Origin of the sequence: Streptomyces sp. NPDC057287, from assembly GCF_042667905.1 — a bacterium.
GTDB lineage: Bacteria > Actinomycetota > Actinomycetes > Streptomycetales > Streptomycetaceae > Streptomyces.
Window position 1 is genome coordinate 83,401 of sequence record NZ_JBHUYV010000009.1, and the last position, 26,977, is coordinate 110,377.

Genomic DNA, 26,977 nt, shown 5'->3' on the forward strand with positions numbered 1-26,977 from the left:
ACCCCAGGTACGCCCCGCAGTTGCCGCAGAAGTCGTCCGTGGGGCCGTTGGACGCCCCACAGGCGGGACAGGCGCGCACGGCGTCACCTCCCTTCGTCGGTGGGTGGGCCGGGCAGGACCTCCACCCGGCAGACGGTGTGCACCGGGCACATGGCCCGGACGACCTTGTGGACCCTGACCGGGTCGATCCGGGCCACCTGCTCCGGCCACACCCGCACCAGGACCTCGGCGGGGGGCTCCGGCGGCAGGTCGGCTCCGGGGGTGCTCGACCACACCGCGCCGCCGTCCCCGACGACCTCGGCGTGCACGCCGAGCGCGAGCCGCAGTGCCTCGACCAGGCCACGCCGGGTACCGCTCCAGCGGTGCAGCTCCACCGCGCGGGCGACCGTCTCGCGGCGCCGCTCCACCGGCCACCGCGGGTCGTCGTCGGCGCCCACCCATGACCCCAGCCAGGCCAGGAAGTCCACCGGGGCCACATGGGGGTCGAGATACGCGGGCAGGTTGTCGAGGGTCGCGAACACCGGCGCGAGGACGGTGTCCAGTCCGGCGGTGAAGCGCTGCGCGAAGTCGTCGTCGGCGTACAGTGCGGGCAGTTGACCGCCGATCGGGTGCCGGCTCGGCAGACCGGGTATCGCGGCGCGGCTCATCCCCGTGCCTCCGGTTCCAGAGCCGTGACGACCACCTGGTGCTGGTAGGAGAAGACCAACGCGCCCGCGGCCACGTCGACGCGGTCCGTCGGCGCGCCGCGCCGCCCGGTGACCGGGTCGGCGGGGAACAGCAGGATCTCCTCGATCAGCGCGTTGCCGGTGGCGCGTTGGAGGACGCCGAAGACGTCGCCGTACTGGACCGGTCGTCCGAAGGGCCAGCCGGTCCGGTCCGGGCCCCCGACCAGCGGGTTGAGATGGCGGAACAGGGCGGCGAGGGCCGTGTCGCGGACGCGGTCGGTGTCGGCGGGGGCCGCCGCCAGCCTGGCGACCACGGTGACGCCCTGGTAGACCGGCGGCTCGACGACCAGGCGAGTGCCGATCAGACGGCGCTCGTCGAGGCTCGTGGTGATCGTCCGCAGGACCTCGTCGGAGGGGATGAGCTGTTCGAAGCGGAGGCGGTCGTCCCTCTCGTCGGCCACCGCGTCCGGGACCACCAGCACCCGTACCGCGCCTGCTCCCTCGGCGGCGGGGAGGCAGCGGACACGCCGTACCGAGGGCGCGGCCTGACCTGCGATGATCTCGTAGTCCTCGGCGGTGACGGCGCGTTCCTGCATGCGCAGGGCGTCCGGTGCCCGCAGCCTGGCGTTGGCGAGGGTCTCGCCGGCGACGCCACCGGCCGCCGACTCGCGGTTGGCGACCCGTGCGACATAGGGGACGGAGCTGCGCAGTACGGAGATCGCCCCGCGGGCCACATTGCCCGCGGGGCCGCCGCCGGTGCGGTAACGGGCCACCCGGACCTGGGCGCCCTTGGGCGGCACGGCGCCGCACTGCCGCAGGGTGCCGTCCGGTTCGCGCAGCGCCGGCGGGAAGGCGAACTCGCCGGTGGTGGCGTCGACCCGGACATGGCGGTCGGCAGGGCCGGAGCGGCCGAAGTGCTCGACCACGTCCCAGCGCTGCCAGCCCTCGGCCGAGGACACCTCCACCACGGGGGGCTCGCGGTCGAGGAGGACCGGCGGGCGGCCGAGCCGGAACGTCTGCCCGGCCACGCCCTCCGAGGTGCCGAGCGGCACGTCGGTCTCGCTCTCGGCGTGCTCCGCGGTCATGGTGCCGCCCACGGTGAACACGGACGCCTCGCGCACCGTCGGGGACTCCGAGTAGAACGGCTGGCCCGGCTCCGCCTCGGTGACCCGGCAGCGCAACCAGCCGGCGCGGGTCCCGCCGATCACCGACGCGGTGTGCCCGGCCGGTACGTACACGATGATCTCGCCGGGCCGGTTCAGACCGCCGGTGGAGTCCTCGCCGGTGTCGCACACCTGCCAGCCGCCACCGTCCCACGCCTCCCACACCAGCGGGGGCTGGCGCGGGTCGACGCCGATGCCCTCCACTCTGCTGTCCAGGTTCACCGCGACCACACAGCGCGGCACCGCCGTGGGCAGGCCGAACAGCAGCGCGTCACCGGCCTGGGGTGCCGCCTGGAAGGCGGGGATGTCGCGGCCTTCGGTGAGCTCACCGGTCCGGTCGGTCTGCGCACCGGCGCGGGACGCGGTCACCAGGCGGATCAACTCGCTCGGCATGATGCGCAGTTCGTCGGTGGTGGTGAACACCACGGCCTCGTCGGCCTCGCCGCCCGCGGTGGCGACCTCGGTGCCCGGGGTCAGTGTCACCGTGTCGGGCTGCGGCGCCGACAACCAGAAGTCGACCTCGGCCACGGCCGCGGCCGGCGGGAACAGGCGGATGCCGAGCAGGTCCAGGAAGGCGGTGTAGTTCTTGTCGGGCACCCGGTTCAGCCGGTACAGCAGCTGGTCCACGAGGTAGGCGAACGTCTCGATGAGGGTGATGCCCGGGTCGGAGACGTTGTGGTCGGTCCACTCCGGGGCACGCTGCTGCACATACCGTTTCGCCTCGTCGACGAGCTGCTGGAACCGCCGGTCGTCCAGGTTCGGGGAGGGCAGGGCCATCAGGCGGCGCCCCATTCCTCGGCCCCCTCCTCGGAGGGGATCGTGTAGAAGGGAAAGACCAGGTTGCGCCGGTCGTTGGTGGAACGCAGGGTGTAGTGCACGTCGATGTATAGGGTGCCGTCCTCGACGGCGTCGAAGGCGACCACCACGTCGTCGACCGCGATGCGCGGTTCCCACCGCTCCAGGGCCTCGTGCACCCGCTGGGCGATCCGTCCGGCGGTGGCACCGTCGCCGGGCGCGAAGACGTAGTCGTGGATGCCGCAGCCGAACTCGGGGCGCATGGGACGCTCGCCGGGCGCGGTGCCGAGCACCAGGCGGATCGCCTCCTCGATCTCCCGCTCCCGCTCGACCATGCCGATCCCGCCGGCCGGCCCGACGCGCAACGGGAACGCCCACCCGCGGCCGATGAACCGGTCACTCATCACACGCCGCCGATCAGGACGTTCAGGGCACCGCCCGCGATCATCGCGCCGCACGTGGTCTTGTCCCGCATCTTCGCGGCCGGCAGCCCGCCGATGAGGACCTGGCCCCGGGCGAGCGAGGCCGGGTCGGGCAGGACCACGTTGCCGGGCCCCAGGAGCAGGTGCGGGGGAATCGAGCAGGTGTGCACACTGCCCGGGGGGCCGGGGAGCCCCGTGGTCACGGCCGCGGGGCGGCCGCCGATCAGCACGCGCAGCACCGCCTGGGCCGCGGGGCCGGTCGGCAGGGCGATCACGCCGCCGTGGTTGGTGGGATCACCGGTACGGGCTGCGGCCGGCATGCGGACTCCTCGGGAATGTCGGGACCGTCGGGAGACGGAGGTCAGTTGATCCGGATGAGCTTGGCCTTGAGGACGCCCAGCAGACCGCCGTCGACGGTGACGTTCGACGAGCCGTTGACGCTTACCGTGCGGCCGCCGATCTTCACCCCGACCCGGCCCTGGATGTCCACGTTTCGGCCTGACACGCTCACGTCGCCGCGCCCCGCGTCCAGGGTGATGCCCTTCTTGTCGAGCAGGACGGAACTGAGGGGGCGTCGGCGGCCCTTCGCGGCGTAGACGGTCAGCTCGATACGGTCCCGCCGGTTGTCCAGGAACACTTCCAGGCGCTCGTCGGCGCTCGTCAGCCGCACCCCGGAGTGGCCGGGCGCCCGCGCGTCCAGCAGCTCCACCCGATGCCCCGAACGCGACACGAGGGAGCGCCGGTTGACCCTCCCGGTGGTCTTGTCGACCAGTGGGCCGTCGTGCGGCGAGGGCTTGTCCACGCCGTTGTAGAGCCCGCCGATGACGTACGGGCTGTCCAGCAGGCCCTGTTCGAAGCCGACCAGGACCTCGTCGTTGACCTCCGGGCTGAACACGCCGCCTCCGCCCTTGCCGCCCCACTGCACGGAGCGCACCCAGTCGGTGACGTACGTGTCGTCCAGCCAGGGGAACTTCAGCCGTACGCCGCCCGACTCGGCGCCGCCGGGTTCGCGCACGTCGGTCACCACACCGATGGCCAGGCCGGGCATCCGGGGTCCGCGTCCGGGTGCGTTCGCGCCGGTCACCAGGCCGGTCAGGGAGCGGTCCGGGCTGGCGCTGACCCACACCGTCGTCCGGTATCCGCCGTGCGGTTCGAGGACGTGCTGCACCGCTGTCGCCGTGTACTTCCCGGAGAACGCCTGCCCGACGTTGCCGAGCGCCACCGGTCTGCCCGCCCGCAGGCGTGGGTTGCCCTCCACGAGCGCCTCCAGCTCAGCGAATCGGGAGCTGACTTCGGCGGCCGTGGCGTCCGCGACCGCCTTCGTCTCGGCGTGGGTGCGGTACGGGGAGTCCGTGACGGTCAGCTTCGACGACTTGCCGAACCGGGCGGCGAACGCCGGGCTCAGTCCCGGCACCACCGTGTCGCTGTCCACCGACGGCTTACGGGCCACCAGGGGCTGCTTGTTCGCGACGTCCCAGCCGCGCACCTCCACCTGCTGCGCGCCGTCCGCCGCCGACAGGGACGCCCGCAGCGCCAGCAGGTTGCGCCCGTACTCCAGCACCATCGGACTGCGGGTCGCCGGGGTCCACGGGGCGGGCGCGCCGGACGCCTTCCGCGGCTTGGTGAACTGCAGCAGCCCCTGGTCGTCGACCCGCACCTGCGCGCCGCTCTCCCCCGCCAGGAACTGCAGGAAGTCCCAGTCGGACACGTTGGCCTGCGACAGCTGCCGGTAGGTGACCGGCTCGGCCTCGACCGTCCCGCAGGTGAGCCCGGCGCCTGCGGCCACCTTGCGGACGATCGCCGCCGCCGTCATGTTGCGGTACGCCACGACCTTGCGGCCCCGCTGAAGGCGGTGCGCCTTGGAGTAGGCGCGCACCACCGTGAACGATCCCGTGCGGTCCCGGTCCAGCTCCAGGGCGGTCACCTCGCCGCTGAACAGCCGCTCGCGCGCCTGCCCGGAGACGGTCACGACCGACACCTTCAGCGGGGTGCCGATGGTGATGCCGGTCTTCTGGAGGAACTCGTGGTCGGGGTCGCGGAAGGTGAGGACGGCCGCGTCGGGCAGGCCCACGTTCTCGTCGACCACGCAGTTCACCAGCTGGGCGGCCCAGACGCGCGGGAGTTCGGCGGGTGTCTCGATGACCGGGTCGGCCGCGAACGACCGGCCTCCCCTCGCCTCGGGTGTGCTCACTGGTCCTCCTCAGCGCCCGCGTCACGCAGCCCCGGCACCACCAGTTCGGTGCCGGGTACGAGAGCCATCGGGTCGTCGATGTCGTTGGCCTCCGCGATGACCCGCCAGGCCGTCGCGTCGCCGTACTCCCGCCAGGCCAGCAGGGCCAGGCTGTCGCCCGCCACCACGGTGTGCGTGCTGCGGGCGGTGCGCGCCCCGGACGTCGGGTTCTGGCCCGCCGGGTCGACACTCGCCTCCTCGATGGACAGTGCGCAGGTGGCCCGCAGCGGTGTGCCGTCCACGTCGAACAGTGTGTAGCTCACCGACAGGCTCGACAGCACCCCGTCGAACGACGTCGTCCGCGCCGTGCCCCACTCGAACCGCACCCACGGGCTGGCCGGCTTCTTGCGGCCCAGGCTGGCCGGGGTCGGCACGCACCCTTTCATCAGCTTCTCCACCGCCAGCTCCACGGAGTTGTCGTGGGTGGCGGTGGCGTCCAGGAACACGTCCAGGCTGAGCGTGCGCGGGCCGCTGCCGACGAACTCCGGCAGCGCGGACTGCCCCGCCATCCGGGACGGGGTGCGCCTCCACTCCGTGCTCTTGCGCAACTCCAGGGTGGAGGGGTTGAACTGGAGGTTCAGCCGCGCGATGGTCCCGCCGGGCTTGGCGCCGACGGAGGTGGGGGGCTCCTTCAGCGTCAACTGGGCCCTGGCCCGGCTGGAGCGTGCTGGGGACACGGCAGGACCTCCTTTCCTGGGACGGCTGTCGGGGGTGCGGGACGAGGGACTCGGGACGAGGACGGGGTGTGTGAGGGCGGGTCAGGACGGGCGCAGGCCGTGGTGGGCGATCTCCAGGGTCTCCACCGCCGCCTGGGAGTTGGCGGGGTCGAAGGACGGACCCTGCCAGCGCACCGGGACGATCCCGGACACCTGCCAGCTGATGATCGGGGTGAGATCCGGTTTCAGCGCCACGATCTCGCCGTCCTTGGGCTCCACCCGCTTCAGCGTCTCGTCGAGCCAGCGGGCGATCTTCGCGGTGTCGGCGGTGACGGGCCGGGTGAGCGTGATGTTGGACCAGGCCACGCGGCTGGGCAGCTGCCAGGTGAAGCCGTTGTTGCCGCCCTCGGCGTACGTCTCCATCTCGACCTCGGCGCCCATGCCGGAGCACGTGTGGAAGTCGCCCAGGTCGTGGCCGCCGATCGCGAGCCGGAAATGCACGCTCGTCGCGAAGATGCTGTCGCTCATCGGTCCGTCACTCGCCCGTCAGTCGTTCGTCGTCCGGTCGGTCGTCGTCCATGGGTGCCCTCAGCGGCGTCCGTCGTAGGGGCGGCCCGTACGTTCGCGGCCGCGCCTCAGCTCGGCGCGCAACAGTCGCGAAACGGGGTCGAGCAGGCGGCGCGCCAGGTCGTCGAGGTCGAGGCCGGGGTCGTCCTGAGAGCGCTCGGGACGGCGGCGGGAGGCCGACTTGCCCGAGGCGGTAGCCGAGGCGGAGACGGGGGGCGCGGACGGCGGTCGCGGACGGCCGCGCGCCGGCACCTCCTTGGCCTCCACGCCCTTGAGCGGGCCGGCACCGGCGGAACCGGTGACTTCGCGCTGCACCGGGTAGGCCGCGCTCGGCGCGACGACCGTCCGCGGCCGGACCGCGGGAAGGGGGCCCACCGGCGCCGGGACGCCCGTAGGGCGGTCGGCGAGCGGCGGCGCCTGCGGGGCAGTCACCGGCAGGGGCCTCGCCGGTACGGCGGTGACCCCACCCGAGGTCACGGGGCGGGGCGGCGCGGGACGGACGACCGGGACACGCTGAACCGGGGCCGTGGAGCCGGACGTACGCACGCCTGCGTCCCGGCCCGGTACGCCCTGCGTGCCCCGAGTGCCCCCCGGTCCGGAGGACGCGGTCGCTGCTCGCTGGATCCGCGGTACGGCCGGGGCGGGCGCGGACGGGCCGGACAGCGGGCGCACGGGTGTCCCGAAGCCGCCGGGGAAGGCGGCCGGGGCGACGGCCGACGGGCCGGCCCGGTGTGCGGGCGCCCCGGGCGGTGGCGCGGTGTCGCCCCGCGCGGCGGCCGGTGCACCGGGCCAGCGCGCCGCCACCACGGGACGGCCGCCGGAGCGGGGAGCGGCAGGCGGTGCCGCACCTTCCGGGGGCCGGGAGCTCGGGGTGAGCGGGCGGGCCGCCAGCAGCGAGAGGGTACGGGGAGCCGCGGGCGAGTGTGCCGGGGAGCCGGTCACGGTGAGGCGGCGCGGGTCGGCCGAGTCTGCGGATCCGGTGCCGGCGGTGCCCGGAGCCACGGCCCTGGCCACGACGACCGGGCCCGCGGGGCGACGGGGGCGTTGTCCGCCGGAGCGCGGGGCGTCCGCCCGAGGGCTGCCGGAAGTCGGCCCGGCAGCGCGCGATCCGCCTGAGCCTGGCCTGCCCGCGCCCGCCCCGCCTGGCGCCTTTCCTGCCGCTGTCGCATGCTCCGTGACTGCGGCCTTCGCCTGTTCCGGGCGGTCCGGCGCGGCCGCCGGGGGCGCCGTCACCAGCGGCGTGGCGGGCCCGTTTCCGTGGGCCTCGGGAGTGATCCCGGTGGCGGTGCCCCCGATGGCGGAGTGCTCCGCGAGGCCGCGCCCGCTGTCGTCCGTGCCCAGCAGCGGGGCGTCCGCTCCCGGGGCGCGCTGGACGTCCGGGCCGGGTCCCGTACGAGGAGCACGCGGAGCACGAGGTGCGGGGGACGCCGCGGAACCGGGCAGCGCGGCGGTCGGCGGCAGTTCGGGCAGCGGAGCTCCCAGGCCGCCGCGCGCGCGGGCGCCCGAGCCGTCCGGGGCCGGGGTCCGGCGCCGGGCGTCGTCGACCGGGGTCGCGGACGCCGCTCCCCCGGTGGCACGCGTGTCGCCGTCGTACGGCACCGTGCCGCTCCGGCGCTGGACGACGGGCAGGGTCGGACCGGGCGCCGAACCGGCGCCGGACGCGGGAGCGCCGGGCCCCGACGGGGCAGCTGTGGAGGGCAGTTCGCTCAACGGAGCGCCGAGAGAAGCGCGACCGCGCGAAGGCCTGGCGGCGCGCTGCACAGGAGCGGACGAGTCCGCGCGGGCACCGGCCGGTGCGGCGGTGCCGGAGGTGCCCGCGCCCGTGCCGGCCGGTGCGGTGGTGCCGGAGGTGCCCGCGCCCGTGCCGGCCGGTGCGGTGGTGCCGGAAGCCTCCCGAGCGGGCGCCGGAGGGGTTGCGGGCCGCACCGCCGCGACGCGGCGCACGGGTCCGGCCGGGCGGCGGGCGACGGTCAGGCGGGGCCCCGACGGGCTGGGCCGGACCGCCGCGTGGGGCCCGTCGGCGGCAGACGTACGGGATGGTTCCGGGGGCGGCCCGGCCGCCCCCGTGGTGGCGCGTCGGACTGCCGGGACCGAGGGCGTACGGCCCCCCGGAGGGGTTCGGCCCGCGGATGCGCCCCGGTCCGCGGACGCCCGCCCGGAGCCGGGTTCGGAGGAGGGCCGGGCAGCGGCCCCGTCCGCCGCTGCGGGCGGCACGACCGCCACCCGTCGTACGAGCGGAGTCCTGGGGGCGACCGGCGGACGACCGGTGCCGGTGGGGGCCACGACCGGGCTCGTACCCGGCTCGGCGGCTCGTTGGACAGTGGCCGTCGAGGCGGCGAGTACGGCGGTGGAATCCGTGGACGTGAGGCCGAGGGACCGTGGGGCCGCGCCGCTCGGACTCGCCTTTCCCGCACGCGTGCCGCCGCCGGAGGGCCGTACGGCGGAGGGGCCCGACCGGGATCCCGTCGCCCCGTGCTTCCGCTCCCCCTCGACCGGCCGCCGGACGATCTCGGGTGCCCCGTCGGCCGTCGCCCCGTCCTCCGACCCCTCGGGCCGCAGTGCCCTCAGCAGCAGCGGCCCCCCGACGGGGTGCGTGACCCGGGGAGCCGCCGGGCGGGTGACGCCGTGCACCAGGCCTGCCGGAGCGGCGGGCAGCAAGGCATGCCCGAGGCTGCTGCCGAAGGACGGGTTCTGCCAGGCGGCCAGGCCCGCCCGGAAGGCGAGGCCGTCGCTGACGCCCAGCGGGGCGCGGGACACGGTGAGGTCAGGCGCGGCGGTGCGGCGCCAGCCCCCGTCCCAGTCGCCGGGTACGGAGGGCTTCGAAAGGACCGGTGCGTCGGGCGCGGCGGCACCCGGCGTGCCGGGTACCCCCTGGACCGGAGCCGCGGCAGACGGCGTCGCGGCCCGGCGGCGCAGCCTGTCCCGCCATCCCATCTGTTCAACCGCCTTCGTTCACGCGAGTGTTGATACGGGCGATCTCGGCCACCCACTGCTGCCGTTCACCGTGGGTCAGGTCGAGGATCTCCTCGCGTTGCCAGTGGAAGTGATAGGCGATGTACGCGATCTCCTCCCGGAGCCGGGGAAGGGCGTACGTCACGATTCCCCCAGGCGCCCACCCGAGAGGTCGACCTCGAAGCCGCCCTCGCAGTGCGGGCAGGTCACCGCGGCACGGGTGTGGCCCTCGCTGTTGACCCGGCGGTAGAAGTCCTGGAGGAAGGCGACGTCGGTGGCGTACATCCGCTCCACGACCCCGGCGTGCACATCGGTGACGGTGCCGATCCGGGTGATCACCTGGCTCAGCAGCACCACGCTGAGGTACGCCGGGTTCTCCTTGACCCTGAGGTCGATCTGCGGACGCAGCTCGTCACGGGCGGTGGCCAGGCGCATCGCGCCGTGCCGGTGCACCGTGCCCGCCTCGTCCACATAGCCGCGCGGCAGCTCGAACTCGAACTCGGTGCGCAGCCCGTGCTCCTCCCGGGCCGGCCCCGGAGCGGCGGGGGCCGGGGGTGCCGCCGCCTGCTCCGGTGCCGGGGCGGGCTCGGTGGCCTGGAGGATCTCTTCCAGGTTGCCCGCCGTGACGGTACGGCGCCTCATTCGACGATGATCTCTTCGAACACGATCGTCACTGACTCGGTGGCCGCGGCCGACTCGCCCGCCTTCAGGGAGGGGCCCTCCCACTTGGAGGCCCAGCCCTGCATCAGCTGGATGCGGCGGACCGTGCTTCCCTCGGTGTCCTTGATCTCGATCGTGAGGTTCTGCCGTGCGGAGTTCACGGCACCGTTGTTCAGGGTCTCCTTGATCCAGCTGGTGAACTCACTGCTCTGGTCGAGCCCCCGGGTGATCGTGATCTCACCGGCCTGGCGGGCGCCGGGCTGCTTGCGGATGATCTGCTTGCCCTCCGCGCTGACCTGGCGCACCTCGACGACCTCCTCCTCGACGGTCAGCCCGCTGATCTCCTGGATCGACTCGACCAGGTAGCCACCGAGCTGCACACCGAAGACATGGGTGGAAAGAGCATCGCCCGTTGCCATGACTGTCTGTCACCTTCCTTTGCGGAGCTGTTCGTTCTGCCGGCCTGAGGTCACTCGTCGATGAGGCTGGTGCTGTCGGAGAACTGGGCCAGCCGGAACACCACGAACTCGGCGGGCTTGACCGGCGATACGCCGATCTCACAGATGACACGGCCCTGGTCGATGGACTCCGGCGGATTGTTGTCCCGGTCGCACTTGACGTAGAACGCCTCCTCGGCCGTGCGGCCGAACAGCGCACCCCTGCGCCACTCCTCGGTGAGGAACGCGGTGACGTTGCGCCGGATGCTGGACCACAGCCGGTCGTCGTTGGGCTCGAAGACCACCCACTGGGTGCCCAGGAGGATGGACTCCTCCAGGTAGTTGAAGAGTCGGCGCACGTTCAGGTAGCGCCAGGCCGGGTCGGAGGACAGGGTCCGGGCGCCCCAGATGCGGATGCCACGTCCGGGGAAGGCCCGTACGCAGTTGACGCCGATCGGGTTGAGCAGGTCCTGCTCGCCCTTGCTGAGCCGGAGTTCCAGGTCCACCGCGCCGCGGATGACCTCGTTGGCCGGCGCCTTGTGCACACCTCGCTCGCCGTCGCTGCGCGCCCACACGCCGGCGACGTGGCCGCTCGGCGGGACGGTGGTGTTGCGTCCGGTGGCCGGGTCGAAGACGCGGACCCAGGGGTAGTAGAGCGTGGCGTACCGGGAGTCGTAACCGGCCTCGTCGTTGCGCCAGGCGCGCACCTGCTGGGCGCCCAGGCCGGGCGGGGCGTCCAGGACGGCGACGCGGTCGCCCATCTGCTCGCAGTGCGAGATCACCGCGAGCTGCACGGTGCGCACGCCCTCGGCGTCGATGTCGCCACGCTGATAGGAGCTCATCAGGTCCGGCACGGCGACCATGGTGATCTCGTCGATGGTCTCCAGGCCGCCGAACCCGGTCCGGGCGGCTGCGTCGCCGACGTACTCCGCCGGGTCGAGGCGGGCCATCTCACCCGAGCTGCTCGGCGCGGACGCGGCCGGGGCGTCGGGCACGGCCAGGGTCTGGGCGGCGGGCCTGGCCTGGGCGGTGCCCGGCTGCTCGGTGACCTGGATCAGCTTGGAGGCGCGGGCCTGGTTGACCAGGTATCCCTTGACGTTCTTGCGGGTGGAGGCCTCGTAGGTCTCCACGACCTGCTCGCCCTGGCGGACCAGGACCTTGAAGCGGTCCTCCGGCGGGTTCTCGCCCTCCGCGTCGGCGACCTCGACCGACACGCCGGTGACACCCCGCCTGGCGGCGAGGAGGAAGCCGCCGAGGGCAACCGGCTCCGCCGCCTTGGGCGCGCCGCTGCCGCCGTCTGCCGACGGGGCGGAGGCGGCGTCGGCCTGGCCACCGATCCGCACGATGTACGCGGCTCCGCCACCGTTGGCGAAGTAGCCGTGGACCGAGAGGGGCAGGTAGGCGCCCTCGGTGAAGCCACCGAACGTCTGGGTGTACTGGTCCCAGCTGGTGACCAGCGTCGGTGCGTGGAACGGACCGCTCCCGGCGAACCCGACGAACGCGGCGACGGCGGTGCCGACTCCTTCGATCGGTCGGGCACCGGACTGCACCTCCTCCACGTACACACCCGGGGTGAGGTACGTCGGCATACTCGCTCCTTCGCGTCCTGCGGGTCGGTCACCTGTGTCCAGGTCGAGTCTGCGCGCAGGGCCGGTGGGACGGCAGGGACGCGGGGACCTGGCCAGGGGCAGGACCGCTGCCTTTCGCTGCCCGTGGGAACCGTCCGGCCGCCACCTGGACGTGCCCCCGATCTGCCCGTACGGGCCTGGACGCGCCGCTCTGCCAGGCGCTCGACTGGGAGGTCGCAGGAGTACTGCGCCGACGAGGGGGCAACACGTTGCGGACGACCGGGGCGCACGCCGAGCAGCACGAGGACCGGCAGACCACGCGCGGCCCCGCCCGCCAGGAGACTCAGGAGACCTCCGGCACCCCGGACGTACCGCCGCCCCTCACCGCGGATGCTCTCCGCGCGGCCCAGCGCGGCGCGGGCAACGCCGCGGTGACCGCGATGATCGCCCGCCGCGCCCGCCCCGCACCCGTCGTCGAGCAGGACCACGGAGTGGACGAGGTCCTGCATTCCTCCGGCAAACCCCTCCCCTCGCGGGTGCGCCAGGACATGGAGTCCCGCTTCGGCACCGACTTCTCCGACGTACGGCTGCACACCGGGGCCGGCGCCTCACGCTCGGCCCGCGCCATCGGGGCACGCGCCTACACCTCCGGCAGTCATGTCGTCCTCGGCGCCGGTGGCGGCGACAAGCACACCCTCGCCCATGAGCTCACCCATGTCGTCCAGCAGCGCCAGGGTCCGGTGTCCGGCACCGACCAGGGCTCTGGCCTGCGGCTCTCCGATCCGTCCGACCGCTTCGAGCAGGCTGCGGAGGCCAACGCCCGACGGGTGCTGTCGGGTCCGGCGCCGGTCCAGCGGGAGGAGGAGTCCGCGCATTCGACGGGACACGCGCATGAGGGCGCGGTCCAGCGCATGGTGACGGGCGAGGCCGAGGAGGAGGACACCTCGGTCCCGGCGGACGGCCGGCCGCAGCCCCAGCAGATCGACGACGCGAAGCGGGTGGGGCTGGAGATCGAGATCACCGTCCCGCTCGAAGAGGTCTTCCCTGAGACTCAGGCCACCGGTTCCAAGAGCAAGGGCAAGGCCGTCGGCACCCTCAAGAACGGCGACGTGCTGGCCGAGTCCGACGCGAAGGAGCTGGGTCTGCCGGTGATCAAGCTGGAGGTCGAGGGGATGGACCGCGGGGTGCCGAGCATCGAGCTGATCTACGGGCCGTTGCCGCGCGAGGAGTACGTACAGGACGCTCATCTGGCGGCTCGGCGCAGTCTCCTCGACCAGTTCAAGAAGGTGGCCGGAAAGTCGGTCCCGCTGGAGGCCGTCATCACCGCCTACAACAGGTCCGTCGGCGGGGCCGATGCGCGGTACGCGCTGAAGACGAAGGCCGCGGGCCGAAAGGTGAAGACCAAGCAGGCGGGCACGATCAACCAGAACATCCAGACCAACATCTCCCTCCCCTACTCCAAGGTGGGGGCCGCCCCGGCGCCGGCCGATGCGCCGACGGCCCGTGGCCGGGGTGGGTCGCTCGCCGGACGCGGGCGGGGCGCCGCCCCGGCCGGGCGCGGTCGCGGCCGGGGCGGGAGTGTCTCGGCGCCGGCCGGACAGCCGGCGGGCGGTGCCAGGGGCGACTTCGCCGGACTTTTCCACGAGAAGACCGCGAAGCAGCTGTTCGAGGCGGCTCGCGCGACGGCCAACAGCATCACCGACGAGCGGGTGGCGGGCAGCCCCAACGTCATCTCCCTGCTCACACAGGTCGTTTTCCAGGAAGCGATGTACGCCCTGCACCGCATCACGAAGGGCGCGGAGCGGGATGTGGACAAGCAGCGTTTCCATGTGATGCTGAAGGTGAGCCCGCAGGATGTCGCGATGGCCGTTCTCACCGACGACGAAGCGGCCGGTCTGCTCGCGTGGCTGGGGGAGGGCGCCGCGCAGACGACGCTGAACCGCGGGGCCACGGAGGCCGCCCGGAAGGGCGGTGCGGTGGCGGCCAAGGGCGTCAGCGTCGACGTCGACGATCTGCTCACGGCCCTGCGCACGCGGCTGGCCGCGGGAAGGCAGCAACTGGGGGTGCGGAAGAAGGGGACGGAGAACGACCACTCCTCCCCCGTGCTGGACGCGGCCGGCGCATCCACCGGTGACCTTCGGCACTTCCACCCGCGTGCCAGCAACCGTGTACCGGTCACCGTCGACAACGGGGTCCCTCACGTGGTGGTCGAGGAACGCTCCGCGGGCCATCCGCTCAACCAGCCCGATGGCAGCGCCGCCGCCAGGAACCAGCTGATCAGGGATCTCCAGGAGTAACGGTCTCGGGCCGCAGGGCTCCCCAGGACCGGTGGGCGGGCCGGGCACGGCGGCCCGACCCTCTGCTCTCACGCCCGGGCGGCCTCCGCCAGATACGTCCCGAACTCGCCCTCCAGCACCAGCCGCCCCAGTTTCCGGTACTCCTGCGCGACCGCCGTCACCAGCTGCCGCATGGTGAGCGGGCCGCCGGCCTCCGCAGCGAGGTAGGCGGCGGTGACCGCGCAGGCGCGGATGGAACCGCCGGCGAGTTCGAAGCGGTCGGCGCAGAAGGCGAGGTCCAGGTCGTCGGCGCGGGGCAGCCGGACGCCCAGGCAGCGCTCCCACAGAGCGAGGCGCTGGCCGGGGTCGGGCACCGGGAAGTCGGCCACCACGTCGAGTCGCCGGGTGAACGCCTCGTCGAGGTTGGCCCGCAGATTGGTGGTCAGGACCGCGATCCCGTCGAACGACTCCATGCGCTGGAGCAGGTACGCCGACTCGATGTTGGCGTGCCGGTCGTGCGCGTCCTTCACCGCCGAGCGCTTGCCGAAGATCGCGTCGGCCTCGTCGAAGAGCAGCACCGCGTTGACCGCGGACGCCTCGGTGAAGATCCGCTCCAGGTTCTTCTCGGTCTCCCCGATGTACTTGTCCACGACCGTGGACAGGTCCACCACGTACAGGTCCATGCCCAGGTCGGTGGCGACGACCTCCGCGGACATGGTCTTGCCGGTGCCCGACTCGCCGGCGAACAGCGCGATCACACCGCGCCCCCGGCCGCCGCCGGGCCGCATCCCCCACTGCCCGAGCACCTGCTCACGGTGGCGGGCCCGCAGTGCCAGTTCGCGCAGCCGCCGGTGGGTGGCCGGCGGCAGCACCAAGTCGTCCCAGCCGACGTCCGGCTCCACCCGGCGGGCGAGCCGGTCGAGCCCCGCGCCGTTCTGGGCGCGTACGGCGCTGCGCAGGTCGTCGGGGCCGACCGGGCGGCCCGCGAGGGCGGCCGTGCGTACCGCCACGTCGGCGGCACGGCGCAACTGCCCGGAGTCCAGGCGATGCGCGGCGACCGCCTCGGCGAGCTTGTCGGCGTCACCGATCCCGAAGCCTCCACCGGAGTCGGGGTCGGCGGAGGCCCGTTCGAGGGCGTGCCGCCAGCGCGCGGCCTGCCGTTCGGGCGAAGGCGCCGCGACGGTCAGCTCGACGGGTGTGTGGGCCGCCCACTCCGGTGCCCAGCCGACCGTGCCGTGCGTGATCAGGGGAATCCCCCGCAGCGCCGTGCACAACGCCCCGAGTGTGCGGGCGCGTTCGGTGGGTTCGCCGGGGAGCGCCTCCAGAGGGCCGAGGACGACTCCGGCACCGGTGAGGCGGGCTTCGAGGGCGGCGACCCGGGCGAGTTCCGGTACGTCGCCCGCGCGCCGGGCGAGCGCCACCGCGTCCAGGACGAGCGGGGGCAGCCCGGCCGCGTGCAGGGCCGCGGTGGCCAGCCCCGCCGCGTCGCCTCCCCGGGTGCGCAGATGGACGAGCCCGACGCCGGTGCCTGCCGCGGCCGCCGTCCGCAGGACGTCCGCTTCCTCAGCGGTAGGGTCCTCCCACGCGGCGCCGAGCACTCCGGCGAGCCGGGCATCGGGCCGGGCGCTGCCCAGCAGATGTCCGGTCACCCGGTCGGGCACGGTCAACACGCGTGACAGCGGAGGCCGTTCGGGCTCCGTGACCTCCACCAGGCCGCCCGCGACGAGCGGCGCACCGGGAGCGAGCCGGAAGCGGGCGGACGCCGCCCCGGGCAGCCCGCACAGCTCCAGAGCGAGCCCGACGGTGGGCCGGCGGCGGGTGAGGTCGTCGTTGAGGAAGCCGTAGAGCCGCTCGAACCGTGCGTCGAGGTCCGGTGCCAGAGCCACCAGCAGCAGGTCCAGGTCCAGCGAGGACAGGCCGAAGTGCCGGGCGAGTCCGCCGAGTACGGAACCGGCCACGGGCTGCCACGGCTCGTGGGCGGGTACGCCGAGTCCGCCGGGCTCGTCCAGGATGCGGGCGACCGCGTCCGGAGTGAGGTACTGGCCGCGGTACGGGTCGTCGGGGTCGGGGTCGGCGGCGCGCCGGAGGGCGACGGCGTGCCGCACCCGTTCCTCGACGAGCCGGAGCCGGTCCCAGAGGGGTTCCACGTCGACGGACACGGGTCCGGCGACGACGTCGGGCCCTACGGTGTGCGTCACGGCTGGCGGTCCCCTCTGCGGCGGCGACGGGCGGGTGCGGGGCCTCGTTCGCGCGGGCCGGCGAGGCCGCCGCCCGGGCCCGGGTCGGTGGTCTCCGTGTAGCGCAGGCGGCGGCCCGGCATCGCCTGCGCGCCGCTCTCGCTCCTGGTGGCGGTGCGCACGACGAGACCTTCGGTGACCGGCGGCGCGGTCTCCGTGGCCACACCGGCGAGCGGCGCCCGCACCCGGACCTGGAGGGACGCCTTGAGCTCGCCGCCGAGCGCCGACCACACGTCGGCGGCGGCCGGAGCGTCGGGTCCGACCCCGCCGGCGTCCAGTCCCACTGTCAGACCGAGAGCGGCGAGCGTGCCGGTGAGCAGACGCGCGGGCAGGGTGTCTACTCCGATCACGGTCGCCAGCACCTGCGAGAGAAGCCGGTGTTCGTCCTGTGGGCGGCTCGTCCACGCCGTGACCAGGTACGTCAGCTCGAACCAGCGCGGCGGGGTGCGCCGCGCCACCAGATGCCCGTCGGCGTCGTAGACCTCGCCGGCGCCGCTGCCTCGCCGGGTGGCGTCCTCCCGGATGTCGTAGAGGAAGACACAGACGGTGGGGGCGCTGCGGCGCGCCGCCCAGTCCCGGGTGGGGGCGTCGAAGGCCACCTCGACGCCCGACGCCTCCAGGCCGGACTCGCCGATCAGCCGGCGCAGGCCCTCGTCGACCTCGTGGATCACCGGCGGGTCACCTCGCCCGGCGGCTGGAAGGTGCCGCTGACCACCAGGAAGTCGGTCGTCACCGGCGAGAACCCACGGCCCTTGGCGGTGATGACGCGCGGTCCCGTCCGGTCCTTGGCGAGGATGAGCAGCTGGCCGATGAAGGTGCCGTCCGGCAGTGGAACGGTCGGCGCCGCCGCCGCGGTGATCCCCGGCTTCCAGCTGAACCGCACCGGCGCTCCCGGCGGGAAGTCCTTGCCGCGTACGGAGGTGACGAAGCCGGGCTTGCCGATGTCGGGCACCGCGACGATGCGCGGCTGGAGGATGCGCAGCCGCTGCCGTGCGGTGTTGTCGCTCCTGTCGGCGTCGGTTCCGGTCGTGGTGAGCTCACCCGTGACACGGCCGGTCAGCGCCCTGTCCGGGCTGAGGACGATCCGTACGACAGTACTCGCGCCCGGCCTCAGGTCAGGCAGCGCGCACACCCAGGAGCGGTCGCAGCCCTGCGGCCGGCCGTTGTCCGGGATGCCCCGGGGCAGGCCGATGCGCAGCCGCAGCCCGGTCGCGAGCGCGTTGCGGCCGTTGCGGACGGTGTAGGTCACCACGACGCGTCCGCCGACGTAGCCCGGGTTGGGCTGGGCGCTGACCCGCACGCCGGGCCCGGCGTCGGGCGCGGGCGGCTCGGCGGGCACGGTGGGCGTCGGGGCCGGCGGGTCCGGGCTCGGCGGCGGTGGTGTCGGGGTCGGCGACGGGCTCGGGGTGGGCGGCGGCGCCTCGCCCACCGGGACCACGGTCCGGCCGGCGTTGTCGCTGGGCTCCGGATCGATGACCGTGCCGGTGACCAGCCAGTCGACGGGCTGGTCACCTGCGGTGAGGCCGGTGAGGGTGACGTCCACCGTGACGGTGGTGCCGGGCCTCACCACGCCGACGTCGCACAGGAGGGCGGCGGCGGCGCAGGTGCCGCCGGGGTGGGTCACCTCGGTGATCTGTATGCCGGGCGGCGGGGCGATGGTCAGGGTGGTGCCCGGGGAGGCGGCGGGGCCGTTGTTCACCAGACCGATCCGGACGGTGGTGTCCGTGCCGACCGTGACCTCGGGGGTGGTGCCGGGTGCGTCGACGGCGAGGTTCACGGACTGCTGGACACTCGGCTCCTTCTGCCGGCCGGGGAGCGCGCCGGTGAGCGAGGTGAGGTCGCCGGTCTCGACGTCCAACAGGCCGAGCTCCTCCGGGCTGTTGACCGCCGCCCCGGCCCGCGAGCTGATCACCAGGCTCTCGCCGTCGGCCGTCCACGCGGCGTCGCGCGGCTGGAACGGGCCGGTGACCGGGGGGTCCGGCAGCTGCCGGCCGCAGGCCCCGGGCAGGTCGAGGACGGAGGCGGGCGCCAGCACCCGGCAGTCGTCGCCCGTGAGGGATACGAGCAGGATGCCACCGCCCTGGTCGACCTGGCCGCCGCCGCTCTTGCGGTTGAAGGCGAGGGTGGTGCCGTCCGGCGAGAACGCCGGGCTGTCGTCGATGACCTCGCAGGCGCCGGGGCAGTTCTCCTCACTCAGGTCATGCTGCTCGTCGAGGTCGTTCACGGGCACGGTCCAGATGTGCTTGTTGCCGCCGTTGCCGTCGATCACCGCGTTGCGGGTGAATGCGAGGGCGGTGCCGTCGGAGGACCACGTGGGCTGGGCGTCACCGCCCGTCTGCTGCCCGGCCGGCGGGGTGATCCGCCCGGTGATCGCACCGGTGGCCGCGTCCGCGACGAGGATCTGGCTGGAGGGGCCGGCGCCGCCGGGTGACGTCCGGGTGAAGGCGAGGGACCTGCCGTCCGGAGAGAACGTCGGGTCGGTGTCCCGGTCCGTCGCGCCACGGTCCTTGAGCTCCATCGGCCGGGGGTTCGTCCCGTCGGCCTCCGCCGTCCAGATCCGCTCGATCCGGCCTTGGTCACCGTCCTCGAAACGGGTTACCACGATCCGGCGGCCGTCGGGGGTGTAGTTCTGCCGCTCGGTCCACGGGTCGTAGTCGGCCGCGGGCTCGAACAGCGGGTCCTTGGCAGGGTCGGTGTTGGTGTCGGCCGCCGGATCCTCATTGAGGACCGGCACCCCCAGATCGCGGGGGTCGGACCCGTCCGTCCGGATGTCCTGGAGCGTCACCACGTGCGCGCCGGAGTGCTTCCTCTCGGAGTCCGGCCCGTCAGGGGACGGCGCCGAGGTGCGCTCGACCACCGCGCCGCCGCCGTCGAGCGAACCGGACCAGGTGACCGAGGAGATCGCCCGGTCCTCGTCCAGCACCAGCGGGGGGACCTGGCCGGCGTCGTGGGCGGTCGCCCTGAACACGTGGTCCCAGTCGCCCTCGCACTCACACGTGATCTCGGGGCTCAGGAACAGCACCTGGTCCCCGTCGGGCAGCCATGCTGCCCCGTGGGCACGCCACTGTGCCCGATCGCCCCCGAGCAGCGGCTCGTCACCGGTGCCGTTCGCGTTCGTCACCCGCAGCCGGGGCACGCTCTGCCCGTCGACGGTGGTCGTGGCGGTGTACGCGATCCAGTCCCGGTTCTCGTCGTCGTTCACGGGGTTCCACGCCGGTTCGCCGGCCGTCCCGTTCGCGGGGGACGTGACGCGGACGGCGGCGCCGCCGTTCAGGGGCCGTACGAAGATCTGCTCCCCGGCCGCCGCATCGCCGTCGCTCGCGTACGCCAGCCGTCGGCCGTCGGGCGAGACGGTCGGGCCCTCCTCGTTCGCGGGGGTGCCGGTCAGCCGGGTCAGACCGGTTCCGTCGGTGCGCACCTGCCACAGGTCGCGCTGCGTCCCGCCACCCGGACCGCCGGACTCGGCCGCGTCGAACACCACGGAGGCGCCGTCCGGGGTCAGCCTGGGGTGCGCGGCGTCCATGCCGCTGGTCAGCCGCAGTACGGAGCCGTCGGCGGACCGGAGGTAGATCTGGGGGGTCGCCTCGTCGCGCAGGCTCGCGAAGACCATCCGGTCGCCGAGGGCGGACGGCTGGACGTCCTGGTGGGCCGGGCCCTCGCCGAACAGCGGGGTGCTGGAGGTCGTGGAGGCCACGGTGCCGAGGCTGCGGTGCCGGGTGCCGGCGTACGCGATCCGGGTGTCCGCGGTGTCCGCCGCCGCGGCCCGTGGCGCGGGCCCGGCGTCACCGGGCCCGGAGGCCGCCGTCACCCCGAGCAGCGGGATCAGCAGCAGCAACGACATGCCGAGTCTCCCGGGGCGGTACCGCCCGCCTCGGCCAGCGGTTCCCATGGAGTCCCCCTCGCGGTCCGGTGCGGCACGTGGATGTGCCCCTGCCACCCTGCGACGGCCTCGCACGCCGCGGCAGGGCGGCGGGGCCGTACTCCGGGGAAGCGTGCGGTGTGCTTTCGGGCAGCACCGGTGTACCCGGCCCGGCGTCAGATGAGCCCGTTCCGCAGGGCGTAGCCCACCGCATGGGCCCGGTTGCGCAGTTGGAGGCGGTTGATGATCTCGTGCAGGACGTTCTTCACGGTCCGTTCGGAGTACGCGGTCTTGCGGGCTATCTCGGCGGTGTCCAGCCCTTCCGACACCAGCCGCAGCATGTCCGCCTCCCGTGTGGTCAGCGTGGACAGGGACAGGCCCTGCGGGTCCAGCGCCGAGCGCTGGAGACCGCCGACGTGGGAGAGCAGCTTGCCGAGCAGGTCGCCCGGAAGCACCCCCTCACCGTTGGCCGTCGCGAGGACCAGGTGGACGAGCCGGTTCTGGTCGGCCTCGGCGCGCCGCAGCACCGCCGGGACACCGCACTCGATGACGCGTTGCAGTGCGCCGGAGCCGAGGGTGCCGACCACGAGGCCTACGCGGGTGGCGGAGTTGAGCCTCAGCCGGTGCAACAAGGCGATCACGTCGTCCTCGACGTGGTCCACGACCACCAGTGACACCTGGGCGCCCTCAGCGTCGGTCTCGGACAGCAGGTCGATCTCGGGGCGCTGGCGTAACTGCTGAACGACGCCGACGCGAAGGATCGGATCGGCGGTGTAGACGGCCACGGTCACCCGCTCCTGCGATCCGGTGGGCGGGACCCGGTGCCCGGAACCGGCGGCAGGCACGTGGGTTGGGGAGGGAGACATGGCCGGGGTGTTCTCCTCTGCGCGGGACATGGGGGTACCTGTTCGTGGGTTCGTGGATTCGGGGATTCGGGGATTCGGGGATTCGGGGATTCGGGGATTCGGGGATTCGTGGGAGAGGATCGCTGTGGCGGGACGAACACCGGAAGGCGGCGCGCGGGAGCCGTCGGGTGACATCAACCACCTGTCTCAACAAGCGGGTTGGCGGTGGCCTCGCGGGCATCACGACTGCCCGGGTGCTGCCCTCGCACCCCTCGGCGCACCCGTGCGGGCGTCTCTACCGTGGTGGTGTGACGCCTTCTCCAGCCTCTTCCGGCCCCGGTGCGCCCGGACTCGACATCCCGGTCGTGACAGTGACCCCGGGCGGCACCGCCACGACCAGTCTGACCATCCGCAACGACAGCGACATCGTCGAGGCCTACAGCCTTGAGGTCGTCGGGGACTGTGCGTCCTGGACCACCGTGGAACCCGCACGGGTCTCCCTCTACCCCGGCACCTCCGAGACGGTGACGATCCGTCTGGATCCGCCGCGCTCCCCGGAGATCCGGGCCGGCGAGATGCCCCTCGCGGTGCGGGTCCTGCCGACCGAGCATCCTGACGCGGTGCGGGTTCCCGAAACGACGGTGCACGTCGAGGAGTTCCACGAACTTCGCACCGAGCTGCAGCCACGCCGTCGCCGAGGCTGGCTGCGCGGCCGCTACCGGCTGGCGGTACGCAACGAGGGCAACACCCCGGTGCAGGCGGGCTTCACTCCCGGCCAGGCGGGCGAAGAGCTGGCGTTCGTCTTCCGTCCGGCCGGGCCGAAGCTGGAGCCCGGTGAGTCGGTCGAGGTCGGGCTGCGGGTGCGGACGGGCAAGCCCGTCTGGTTCGGCCCTCCGGCGGTGTGGCCGTTCACGCTGACCACCACCGAGACCGGTGACCAGGACGAGGCCCGGGCGGACGAGAGCGCCGGCCGGCCGCCGGTCGACGCGGAGTTCGTCCAGATACCGATCTTCCCGAAGTGGCTGCTCGCCGTGCTCGCCGTGCTGCTCGCACTGCTGCTCGCCTGGTTCGCGCTGGTCCGCCCGGCGGTGCGCAGCGCTGCGAAGGAGGCGGCCAACCAGGTGGTCCAGCCTCGCCCCACGCCCCCGGGGGAGCCCGGCGGCGAGGGGGAGACACCGGGGGGCGGTTCCGGCGGCGCGAGCTCCTCGCCCACCGGTCCGGGCTCGGGCCAGGGGCAGGGTCAGGGTCAGGGTCAGGGTCAGGGCCCAGGAGGGGGCGACACCTCGGCCGAGGGCGGTCAGCAGAGTTCGGCGACCATCGACCTGGAGACCTCCGGCGGGCAGAGCGACTCCGGTACCTACAAGGTGCCCGAGAAGAGCGTCTTCGGTGTCACGGACATCGTTGTCGCAAACTTCCAGGGTGACGAAGGAGTGATGACGATCAGCTTCGGCGACCGGAAGATCACCACGATCGCTCTGGAGACCTTCCGCAACCAGGACTATCACTGGGTCACCCCCATCAAGATCCCCGCGAACGACACCGTGACCATCGACGTGACCTGTGCCAAGCCGGGCACCCCGGCCACCGGTCGCAGGGCGCAGGGTTGCCACGAGGTGGTGAACGTGAGCGGGGTACTCACCCGCACCGAGCAGTGAAACGGACGTCAGCCTTCCGATCATTTTCGATCGGCGCCGACTGCCCTGTAAAGAACGGCCAGTGATTCAGTCCAGAAAACAACAACTCTGGTCCGAAAATTGGCATCCGGTCACATACGTCACACCGCTGTCGATGGCGGTGCGACGCGCGGCGGGTGCCCGCGTCGCCCCGGACGCGGGTGCCCGGCGGGCGCTCAGCCCGAGGCCAGCTCGTAGGCGTAGTCCGGGGTGAAGGAGCCGGCGGAGCCCTTGCAGCCGTCCGACTCCCCTGGCAGCTTCACCCAGAGGTACGCGTCGATCCCGGTCAGACCCGTGTCCGTCGTCGGGGCCCTGCCGAGCGCGCGGCCCGAGGGGTCGCACCACTCCCCCGCCGCCGGCGCACCGTTGCCGTTGCGACTGGTGTCGACGACGGCGCCCAGGCCGGGCGGACCCCCGAGCGCCGCGAGCACGCCGCGGGCGTACGCGGTCTCGTCGGCCGTGCTGTGAAAGTTGGACACGTTGGTGAAGACGCCGTCGCCGTCGGCGGCGGCCCCCGCCTCCCGGAGCAGCGCAGCCTGTTTCGCGGCGGCGTGCCAGCCGGAGTGCCCACCGTCGAAGTAGACCCTGGCCCGCGGGTTCGCCGCGTGCAGGGTGCGGCCCGCCCGGGCCAGCGAGGCGAAGCGGTCGGCCCGTCGACCGGCCGTGAGGCAGTCCGACAGGGCGATCGCGTCCGGTTCGAGGATCACGATGACCGGTCCGCCGCCGAGGCCCGCGGCGAAGTCCTCCATCCAGGCGTCGTACGCGTCCAGGCCGGGGGCTCCACCCTCGGAGGCCCCGCCGCAGTCCCGGTCGGGTATCGCGTAGGGCACGAGCACGGGCGTACGGCCGACGGCTTCGGCGGCGGCCGTCACACTCCTGACCTGGCCGGTCACGGCCCCGGGGTTGTAGGCGGGGAACCAGACGGCCGCGATCCTGGACTCGATCAGCGGGCGGCGCGGATCGTCCCGGTGCGCGCCGACCCAGTCCAGGACCTGGGACTGCGGGTGGCGGTAGAGCGCGGTGGGCCGCGCGGCGCTCGGCGCGGGCCGCTCGGACGACGTGGCGGGGGCCGGGGTCCTGCGCGCCGTCCGGGAGGGCTTCGGGGACGGCGAGGGCGTCACGGACGCCGAGGGGGAGACGGAGCGGGTGGGCACGGCGGGCAGCGGTTGGAGGACCGGGGAGGCGCTCGTGTCCGGGCGGGCTGTCGTGCGCCCGTCGTCACCGGCGGCGGTCATCACGCCCGTCGCCGCACCGGCGGCCACGACGGCCGACGCCAGCGCGGCCATGGTGTGGCGGCGTGCGTCGCGCGTGCGTCGCCACACCCCGGTCCTGTCTCCGTCACGTACGCCCGACACCCCGCGTCCCCTCCCCCGGCGCCCGGTGTTCGTCCGTTCCGATGAAGTCTCCGGCCGGTCGGCGCCGTGGCGAGCCTATGACTGGGACGCTGCCCGCATGGACCGGATCGAGCAGTTCGCAAGTCCGGCCGGCGCGGCCGGCACGGTGACCGATGTCGGCGCGGTGATCGAGCGGATGCGTGCGTTCCGCTCCGGCTGGCCGCCTGGGGACGGTGTGGCGGTCTTCAACCAGGTCTACCTGACGGTCACCGAGGCCCTCGGCCGGCACATCACGGACGGTGCGTTCCCGAGCTCGGAGGCCGTGTCCGCGCTGGACGTACGGTTCGCCGGGCACTACCTGAGCGCGGTCGACACGGCCGTCTCGGGCGGCTGTCCGCCCGCCTGCTGGCGCCCTCTGTTCCAGTTCCGGCGCCATCCCGGCGTACGCCCCCTGCAGTTCGCCCTGGCCGGTATCAACGCGCACATCGGACACGATCTCGCGCTGGCCGTCGTGGACACCTGCCGTACCCTCGACTGCGCTCCGGCGGACCTGGAGGAGGACTTCGAGCGGGTGGGTGACCTCCTCGTCCTGCTGGAGGAGCAGATCCGCGAAGATCTGATGCCGGGTCCCGATCTGCTGGAGGTCGCCGATCCGCTCACCCATCTGGCGGGGGCCTGGAGTCTGGAGAGGGCCCGCGAGGCGTCGTGGTCGGCGGCCCGGATGCTGTGGCGGCTGCGCGGAGTGCCGACGCTGGCCGAGGAGTTCAGGGCGCGGATGGACGCCGGGGCCGGGCTGGTGGGGCGTTTCCTGCTCACACCGTGCCGCTGAAACGCTTCGCCCGTCCCCCGGCTGCGCGGTGCCCCGGCCCCTCGGCCGTCCTCTCAGCCCTCCGGGAGCTCGACCGGCGCGATGGTGTCGAAGACGTCGCCCGGTCCGGGGTTAACCGAGTCGGTGGAGCCGCCGAACTGCGCCATCACGCCCCACACGGCGTTCAGCGCGGTCTGTACGGCGCCCTCGGCCCACCCCGCCGTCCAGGAGATGTCGTCACCGGCGAGGAACAGGCCCCTCTTGTCGGCGGGCAGCCGGTCCTGCATGAAGTGGGTGAACAGCCGTCGCTGGTAGCGGTAGTGGCCCGGCAGGTTGGCCTTGAACGCGCCCATGAAGTACGGCTCGTTCTCCCAGGAGACGGTGACCGGGTTGCCGATGACGTGCTTGCGGATGTCCACGCCCGGATAGATCTCACCGAGCGACTTGAGCATGACGTCCATCCGCTCCTTCGGTGAGAGCGGCAGCCACTTCAGGCTGTCGTCGCACCAGGTGTAGGAGAGGCAGATGACGGCCGGCTTGTCGGGCCCGTCGTCCAGGAGGTACGTCCCCCGGGTCATCCGGTCCGTGAGCGTCATGGACATCGTGTCCCGGCCGGTGGGGTTGCCCTGGCCGTCGACGGCCTCGTCGAGCCAGAACGGCCGGTCGACCGGCACGAACAGCTTGGACGACTCCATGTAGTGGGTGCGCTCCATCGCCGTCCAGTGGTCGATCGGGAAGAGCGCGTCGTCGCAGGCGATCTTGGAGAGCAGCAGCCAGGACTGGCCGGTGAAGACCGCGGCCCGGTAGGTGCGGATGTCACCGGTGGCGTCGGTGACGGTGATGCGGTTCCCGGCGGTGCGGTCGAGCCGGGTCACCGCGGTGCGCGGCTCGCCGTCGTGCAGGGAGGCCAGCGACGTGCCGAGCGGCCAGTGCGTGATCTTCTGCGGTTCGCGGTCCCACAGGCGCAGCGGCAGCTGCTGGCTGCCGCCGACGATCCCCCGGTGGTGGTCGTCGGCCTCGGTGTAGACGACGCGGAGGATCTCCAGGATCGAGTTGGGGAAGTCGGTGTCCCAGCCCCCGGTGCCGAAGCCGACCTGCCCGAAGATCTCGCGGTGGCGGAAGGAGGCGAAGGCGTCGGAACCGCAGAGGAAGCCGTAGAAGGTCTGGTCGTCGAGCTTCTCGACGAGCTTCGCCCAGATCTCGCGGATGCGGGGCACGTCGCGCTCGCGCATCGCGCGGTTCATGTCGGAGAAGTCGGCGCCCTCCTCCAGGCAGGAGTTCCAGGCGTCCATCACCTCGCGGTACACCGGCGGCAGGTCGTCGATGGTCCGGGCGTAGTGGGACTCGCCCTTGAGGTCGACGACGGTCGACGGGGTGGCCGGGGAGAGCGGGTTGGGGAACTCCTTGGTCTCCAGGCCCACCAGGTCGATGTAGTGCTGGAGCGCCGTGGACGACGGCGGGAAGCGCATGGCGCCCATCTCGGCGGTGAGCGCCGGGTCGCAGCCGTCGAAGCCCACGGTGCGCAGCCGGCCGCCGATCCGGTCCGCCTCGTAGACGACGGGCTTCAGGCCCATCTTCATCAGCTCGTAGGCGGTGATGATGCCGGAGAGCCCTCCGCCGATGACGGCGACCTCGGCGCCGTGCTCGGTGGCCGGTATCTGCCCGATACCGGCCGGGTGGGCCAGGAAGTCGTCGTAGGCATAGGGGAAGTCCGGCCCGAACATGGTGATCGGCGGCTGCGCGTCGGTGTGCTGGACGGCGTTGGGCACCGTGGACGTCATGGGGCTGGGACTCCTCTTGCGGGGGAAGCGCGGGACAGGGGCGGGCGGG

Annotated in this window: 21 protein-coding genes; 3 read left to right on the forward strand and 18 right to left on the reverse strand. The window is 73.4% G+C overall.

The window, feature by feature from the left end; genetic code table 11:
* Positions 1 to 83: 83 nt before the first annotated feature.
* The 12 genes from ACFUNE_RS19060 to ACFUNE_RS19115 all read right to left on the reverse strand — a co-directional run bounded on the left by ACFUNE_RS19060 (position 84) and on the right by ACFUNE_RS19115 (position 12,136).
* On the reverse strand, positions 84 to 647 hold the full coding sequence (locus ACFUNE_RS19060) for a phage tail protein (RefSeq protein ID WP_383568879.1): 564 nt from the start codon (positions 645 to 647) through the stop codon (positions 84 to 86).
* The gene (locus tag ACFUNE_RS19065; RefSeq protein WP_383569483.1) at positions 644 to 2,605 is read right to left on the reverse strand and encodes a putative baseplate assembly protein; all 1,962 of its coding nucleotides are present in this window, start codon (positions 2,603 to 2,605) and stop codon (positions 644 to 646) included. The genes ACFUNE_RS19060 and ACFUNE_RS19065 overlap by 4 nt, the downstream gene beginning before the upstream one ends.
* Positions 2,605 to 3,027: a GPW/gp25 family protein gene (locus tag ACFUNE_RS19070; RefSeq protein ID WP_383568882.1), complete on the reverse strand. Its 423-nt coding sequence runs from the start codon at positions 3,025 to 3,027 to the stop codon at positions 2,605 to 2,607. The genes ACFUNE_RS19065 and ACFUNE_RS19070 overlap by 1 nt, the downstream gene beginning before the upstream one ends.
* Positions 3,027 to 3,365 (reverse strand): PAAR domain-containing protein, encoded by a 339-nt coding sequence (locus ACFUNE_RS19075; RefSeq protein ID WP_383568885.1) that lies wholly within the window; start codon positions 3,363 to 3,365, stop codon positions 3,027 to 3,029. Before ACFUNE_RS19075 ends, ACFUNE_RS19070 begins: the two co-directional genes overlap by 1 nt.
* Positions 3,366 to 3,406: 41 nt before the next feature.
* Positions 3,407 to 5,236: a VgrG-related protein gene (locus ACFUNE_RS19080; RefSeq protein WP_383568888.1), complete on the reverse strand. Its 1,830-nt coding sequence runs from the start codon at positions 5,234 to 5,236 to the stop codon at positions 3,407 to 3,409.
* On the reverse strand, positions 5,233 to 5,952 hold the full coding sequence (locus tag ACFUNE_RS19085; protein WP_383568891.1) for a LysM peptidoglycan-binding domain-containing protein: 720 nt from the start codon (positions 5,950 to 5,952) through the stop codon (positions 5,233 to 5,235). The genes ACFUNE_RS19080 and ACFUNE_RS19085 overlap by 4 nt, the downstream gene beginning before the upstream one ends.
* An 81-nt stretch (positions 5,953 to 6,033) precedes the next feature.
* The gene (locus ACFUNE_RS19090) at positions 6,034 to 6,459 is read right to left on the reverse strand and encodes a phage tail protein (RefSeq protein WP_383568894.1); all 426 of its coding nucleotides are present in this window, start codon (positions 6,457 to 6,459) and stop codon (positions 6,034 to 6,036) included.
* Positions 6,460 to 6,519: 60 nt separating this feature from the next.
* Positions 6,520 to 9,432: a hypothetical protein gene (locus ACFUNE_RS19095; protein ID WP_383568897.1), complete on the reverse strand. Its 2,913-nt coding sequence runs from the start codon at positions 9,430 to 9,432 to the stop codon at positions 6,520 to 6,522.
* 4 nt (positions 9,433 to 9,436) lie between these two features.
* Positions 9,437 to 9,595 carry a DUF6760 family protein gene (locus ACFUNE_RS19100; protein WP_164992666.1) on the reverse strand — a complete coding sequence of 53 codons (159 nt, stop codon included), beginning with the start codon at positions 9,593 to 9,595 and terminating at the stop codon, positions 9,437 to 9,439.
* Positions 9,592 to 10,092, reverse strand: a complete 501-nt coding sequence (locus tag ACFUNE_RS19105) for a hypothetical protein (protein ID WP_383568901.1) — start codon at positions 10,090 to 10,092, stop codon at positions 9,592 to 9,594. Before ACFUNE_RS19105 ends, ACFUNE_RS19100 begins: the two co-directional genes overlap by 4 nt.
* A complete protein-coding gene (locus tag ACFUNE_RS19110; RefSeq protein WP_383568904.1) occupies positions 10,089 to 10,529 on the reverse strand; it encodes a phage tail protein in 441 nt (146 codons plus the stop codon). Before ACFUNE_RS19110 ends, ACFUNE_RS19105 begins: the two co-directional genes overlap by 4 nt.
* A 50-nt stretch (positions 10,530 to 10,579) precedes the next feature.
* Positions 10,580 to 12,136, reverse strand: a complete 1,557-nt coding sequence (locus ACFUNE_RS19115) for a phage tail sheath family protein (RefSeq protein ID WP_383568907.1) — start codon at positions 12,134 to 12,136, stop codon at positions 10,580 to 10,582.
* A 248-nt stretch (positions 12,137 to 12,384) separates the two neighbouring features.
* On the opposite strand from ACFUNE_RS19115, the gene ACFUNE_RS19120 reads away from it, so the two are divergent.
* Positions 12,385 to 14,412 (forward strand): DUF4157 domain-containing protein, encoded by a 2,028-nt coding sequence (locus tag ACFUNE_RS19120; RefSeq protein WP_383568910.1) that lies wholly within the window; start codon positions 12,385 to 12,387, stop codon positions 14,410 to 14,412.
* 68 nt (positions 14,413 to 14,480) lie between these two features.
* Here ACFUNE_RS19120 and ACFUNE_RS19125 read toward each other — a convergent pair whose 3' ends face one another.
* From ACFUNE_RS19125 to ACFUNE_RS19140, 4 genes are all read right to left on the reverse strand, one after another.
* Entirely contained in the window at positions 14,481 to 16,589 is a 2,109-nt protein-coding gene (locus ACFUNE_RS19125; protein WP_383568913.1) for an AAA family ATPase, read from the reverse strand.
* Positions 16,586 to 17,299: a DUF4255 domain-containing protein gene (locus ACFUNE_RS19130; RefSeq protein WP_383568916.1), complete on the reverse strand. Its 714-nt coding sequence runs from the start codon at positions 17,297 to 17,299 to the stop codon at positions 16,586 to 16,588. The genes ACFUNE_RS19125 and ACFUNE_RS19130 overlap by 4 nt, the downstream gene beginning before the upstream one ends.
* On the reverse strand, positions 17,296 to 20,469 hold the full coding sequence (locus ACFUNE_RS19135) for a hypothetical protein (RefSeq protein ID WP_383568919.1): 3,174 nt from the start codon (positions 20,467 to 20,469) through the stop codon (positions 17,296 to 17,298). Before ACFUNE_RS19135 ends, ACFUNE_RS19130 begins: the two co-directional genes overlap by 4 nt.
* A gap of 194 nt (positions 20,470 to 20,663) precedes the next feature.
* Positions 20,664 to 21,353, reverse strand: a complete 690-nt coding sequence (locus ACFUNE_RS19140) for a LuxR C-terminal-related transcriptional regulator (RefSeq protein ID WP_383568922.1) — start codon at positions 21,351 to 21,353, stop codon at positions 20,664 to 20,666.
* Between the two features lie 287 nt (positions 21,354 to 21,640).
* Here ACFUNE_RS19140 and ACFUNE_RS19145 point away from each other — a divergent pair, with 287 nt between their 5' ends.
* Positions 21,641 to 22,987 carry a hydrolytic protein gene (locus ACFUNE_RS19145; protein WP_383568926.1) on the forward strand — a complete coding sequence of 449 codons (1,347 nt, stop codon included), beginning with the start codon at positions 21,641 to 21,643 and terminating at the stop codon, positions 22,985 to 22,987.
* Positions 22,988 to 23,181: 194 nt separating this feature from the next.
* Here ACFUNE_RS19145 and ACFUNE_RS19150 read toward each other — a convergent pair whose 3' ends face one another.
* The gene (locus ACFUNE_RS19150; RefSeq protein ID WP_383568928.1) at positions 23,182 to 24,360 is read right to left on the reverse strand and encodes a glycoside hydrolase family 6 protein; all 1,179 of its coding nucleotides are present in this window, start codon (positions 24,358 to 24,360) and stop codon (positions 23,182 to 23,184) included.
* A 97-nt stretch (positions 24,361 to 24,457) separates the two neighbouring features.
* Here ACFUNE_RS19150 and ACFUNE_RS19155 point away from each other — a divergent pair, with 97 nt between their 5' ends.
* Complete coding sequence (locus ACFUNE_RS19155; RefSeq protein WP_383568930.1) at positions 24,458 to 25,168, forward strand: DUF5995 family protein; 711 nt, start codon at positions 24,458 to 24,460, stop codon at positions 25,166 to 25,168.
* 53 nt (positions 25,169 to 25,221) lie between these two features.
* Here the strand turns inward: ACFUNE_RS19155 and ACFUNE_RS19160 are convergent, their stop codons facing one another.
* Complete coding sequence (locus ACFUNE_RS19160; protein ID WP_383568933.1) at positions 25,222 to 26,928, reverse strand: flavin monoamine oxidase family protein; 1,707 nt, start codon at positions 26,926 to 26,928, stop codon at positions 25,222 to 25,224.
* Between the last annotated feature and the right edge of the window lie 49 nt (positions 26,929 to 26,977).

Bases quoted from the DNA above. Each gene is read 5' to 3' on its own strand.
- ACFUNE_RS19140 (WP_383568922.1), bottom strand. From the start codon at position 21,353: ATGTCTCCCTCCCCAACCCACGTGCCTGCCGCCGGTTCCGGGCACCGG.
- ACFUNE_RS19095 (WP_383568897.1), bottom strand. From the start codon at position 9,432: ATGGGATGGCGGGACAGGCTGCGCCGCCGGGCCGCGACGCCGTCTGCC.
- ACFUNE_RS19070 (WP_383568882.1), bottom strand. From the start codon at position 3,027: ATGAGTGACCGGTTCATCGGCCGCGGGTGGGCGTTCCCGTTGCGCGTC.
- ACFUNE_RS19065 (WP_383569483.1), bottom strand. From the start codon at position 2,605: ATGGCCCTGCCCTCCCCGAACCTGGACGACCGGCGGTTCCAGCAGCTC.
- ACFUNE_RS19110 (WP_383568904.1), bottom strand. From the start codon at position 10,529: ATGGCAACGGGCGATGCTCTTTCCACCCATGTCTTCGGTGTGCAGCTC.
- ACFUNE_RS19160 (WP_383568933.1), bottom strand. From the start codon at position 26,928: ATGACGTCCACGGTGCCCAACGCCGTCCAGCACACCGACGCGCAGCCG.
- ACFUNE_RS19135 (WP_383568919.1), bottom strand. From the start codon at position 20,469: ATGTCGTTGCTGCTGCTGATCCCGCTGCTCGGGGTGACGGCGGCCTCC.
- ACFUNE_RS19090 (WP_383568894.1), bottom strand. From the start codon at position 6,459: ATGAGCGACAGCATCTTCGCGACGAGCGTGCATTTCCGGCTCGCGATC.
- ACFUNE_RS19105 (WP_383568901.1), bottom strand. From the start codon at position 10,092: ATGAGGCGCCGTACCGTCACGGCGGGCAACCTGGAAGAGATCCTCCAG.
- ACFUNE_RS19060 (WP_383568879.1), bottom strand. From the start codon at position 647: ATGAGCCGCGCCGCGATACCCGGTCTGCCGAGCCGGCACCCGATCGGC.
- ACFUNE_RS19155 (WP_383568930.1), top strand. From the start codon at position 24,458: ATGGACCGGATCGAGCAGTTCGCAAGTCCGGCCGGCGCGGCCGGCACG.
- ACFUNE_RS19075 (WP_383568885.1), bottom strand. From the start codon at position 3,365: ATGCCGGCCGCAGCCCGTACCGGTGATCCCACCAACCACGGCGGCGTG.
- ACFUNE_RS19115 (WP_383568907.1), bottom strand. From the start codon at position 12,136: ATGCCGACGTACCTCACCCCGGGTGTGTACGTGGAGGAGGTGCAGTCC.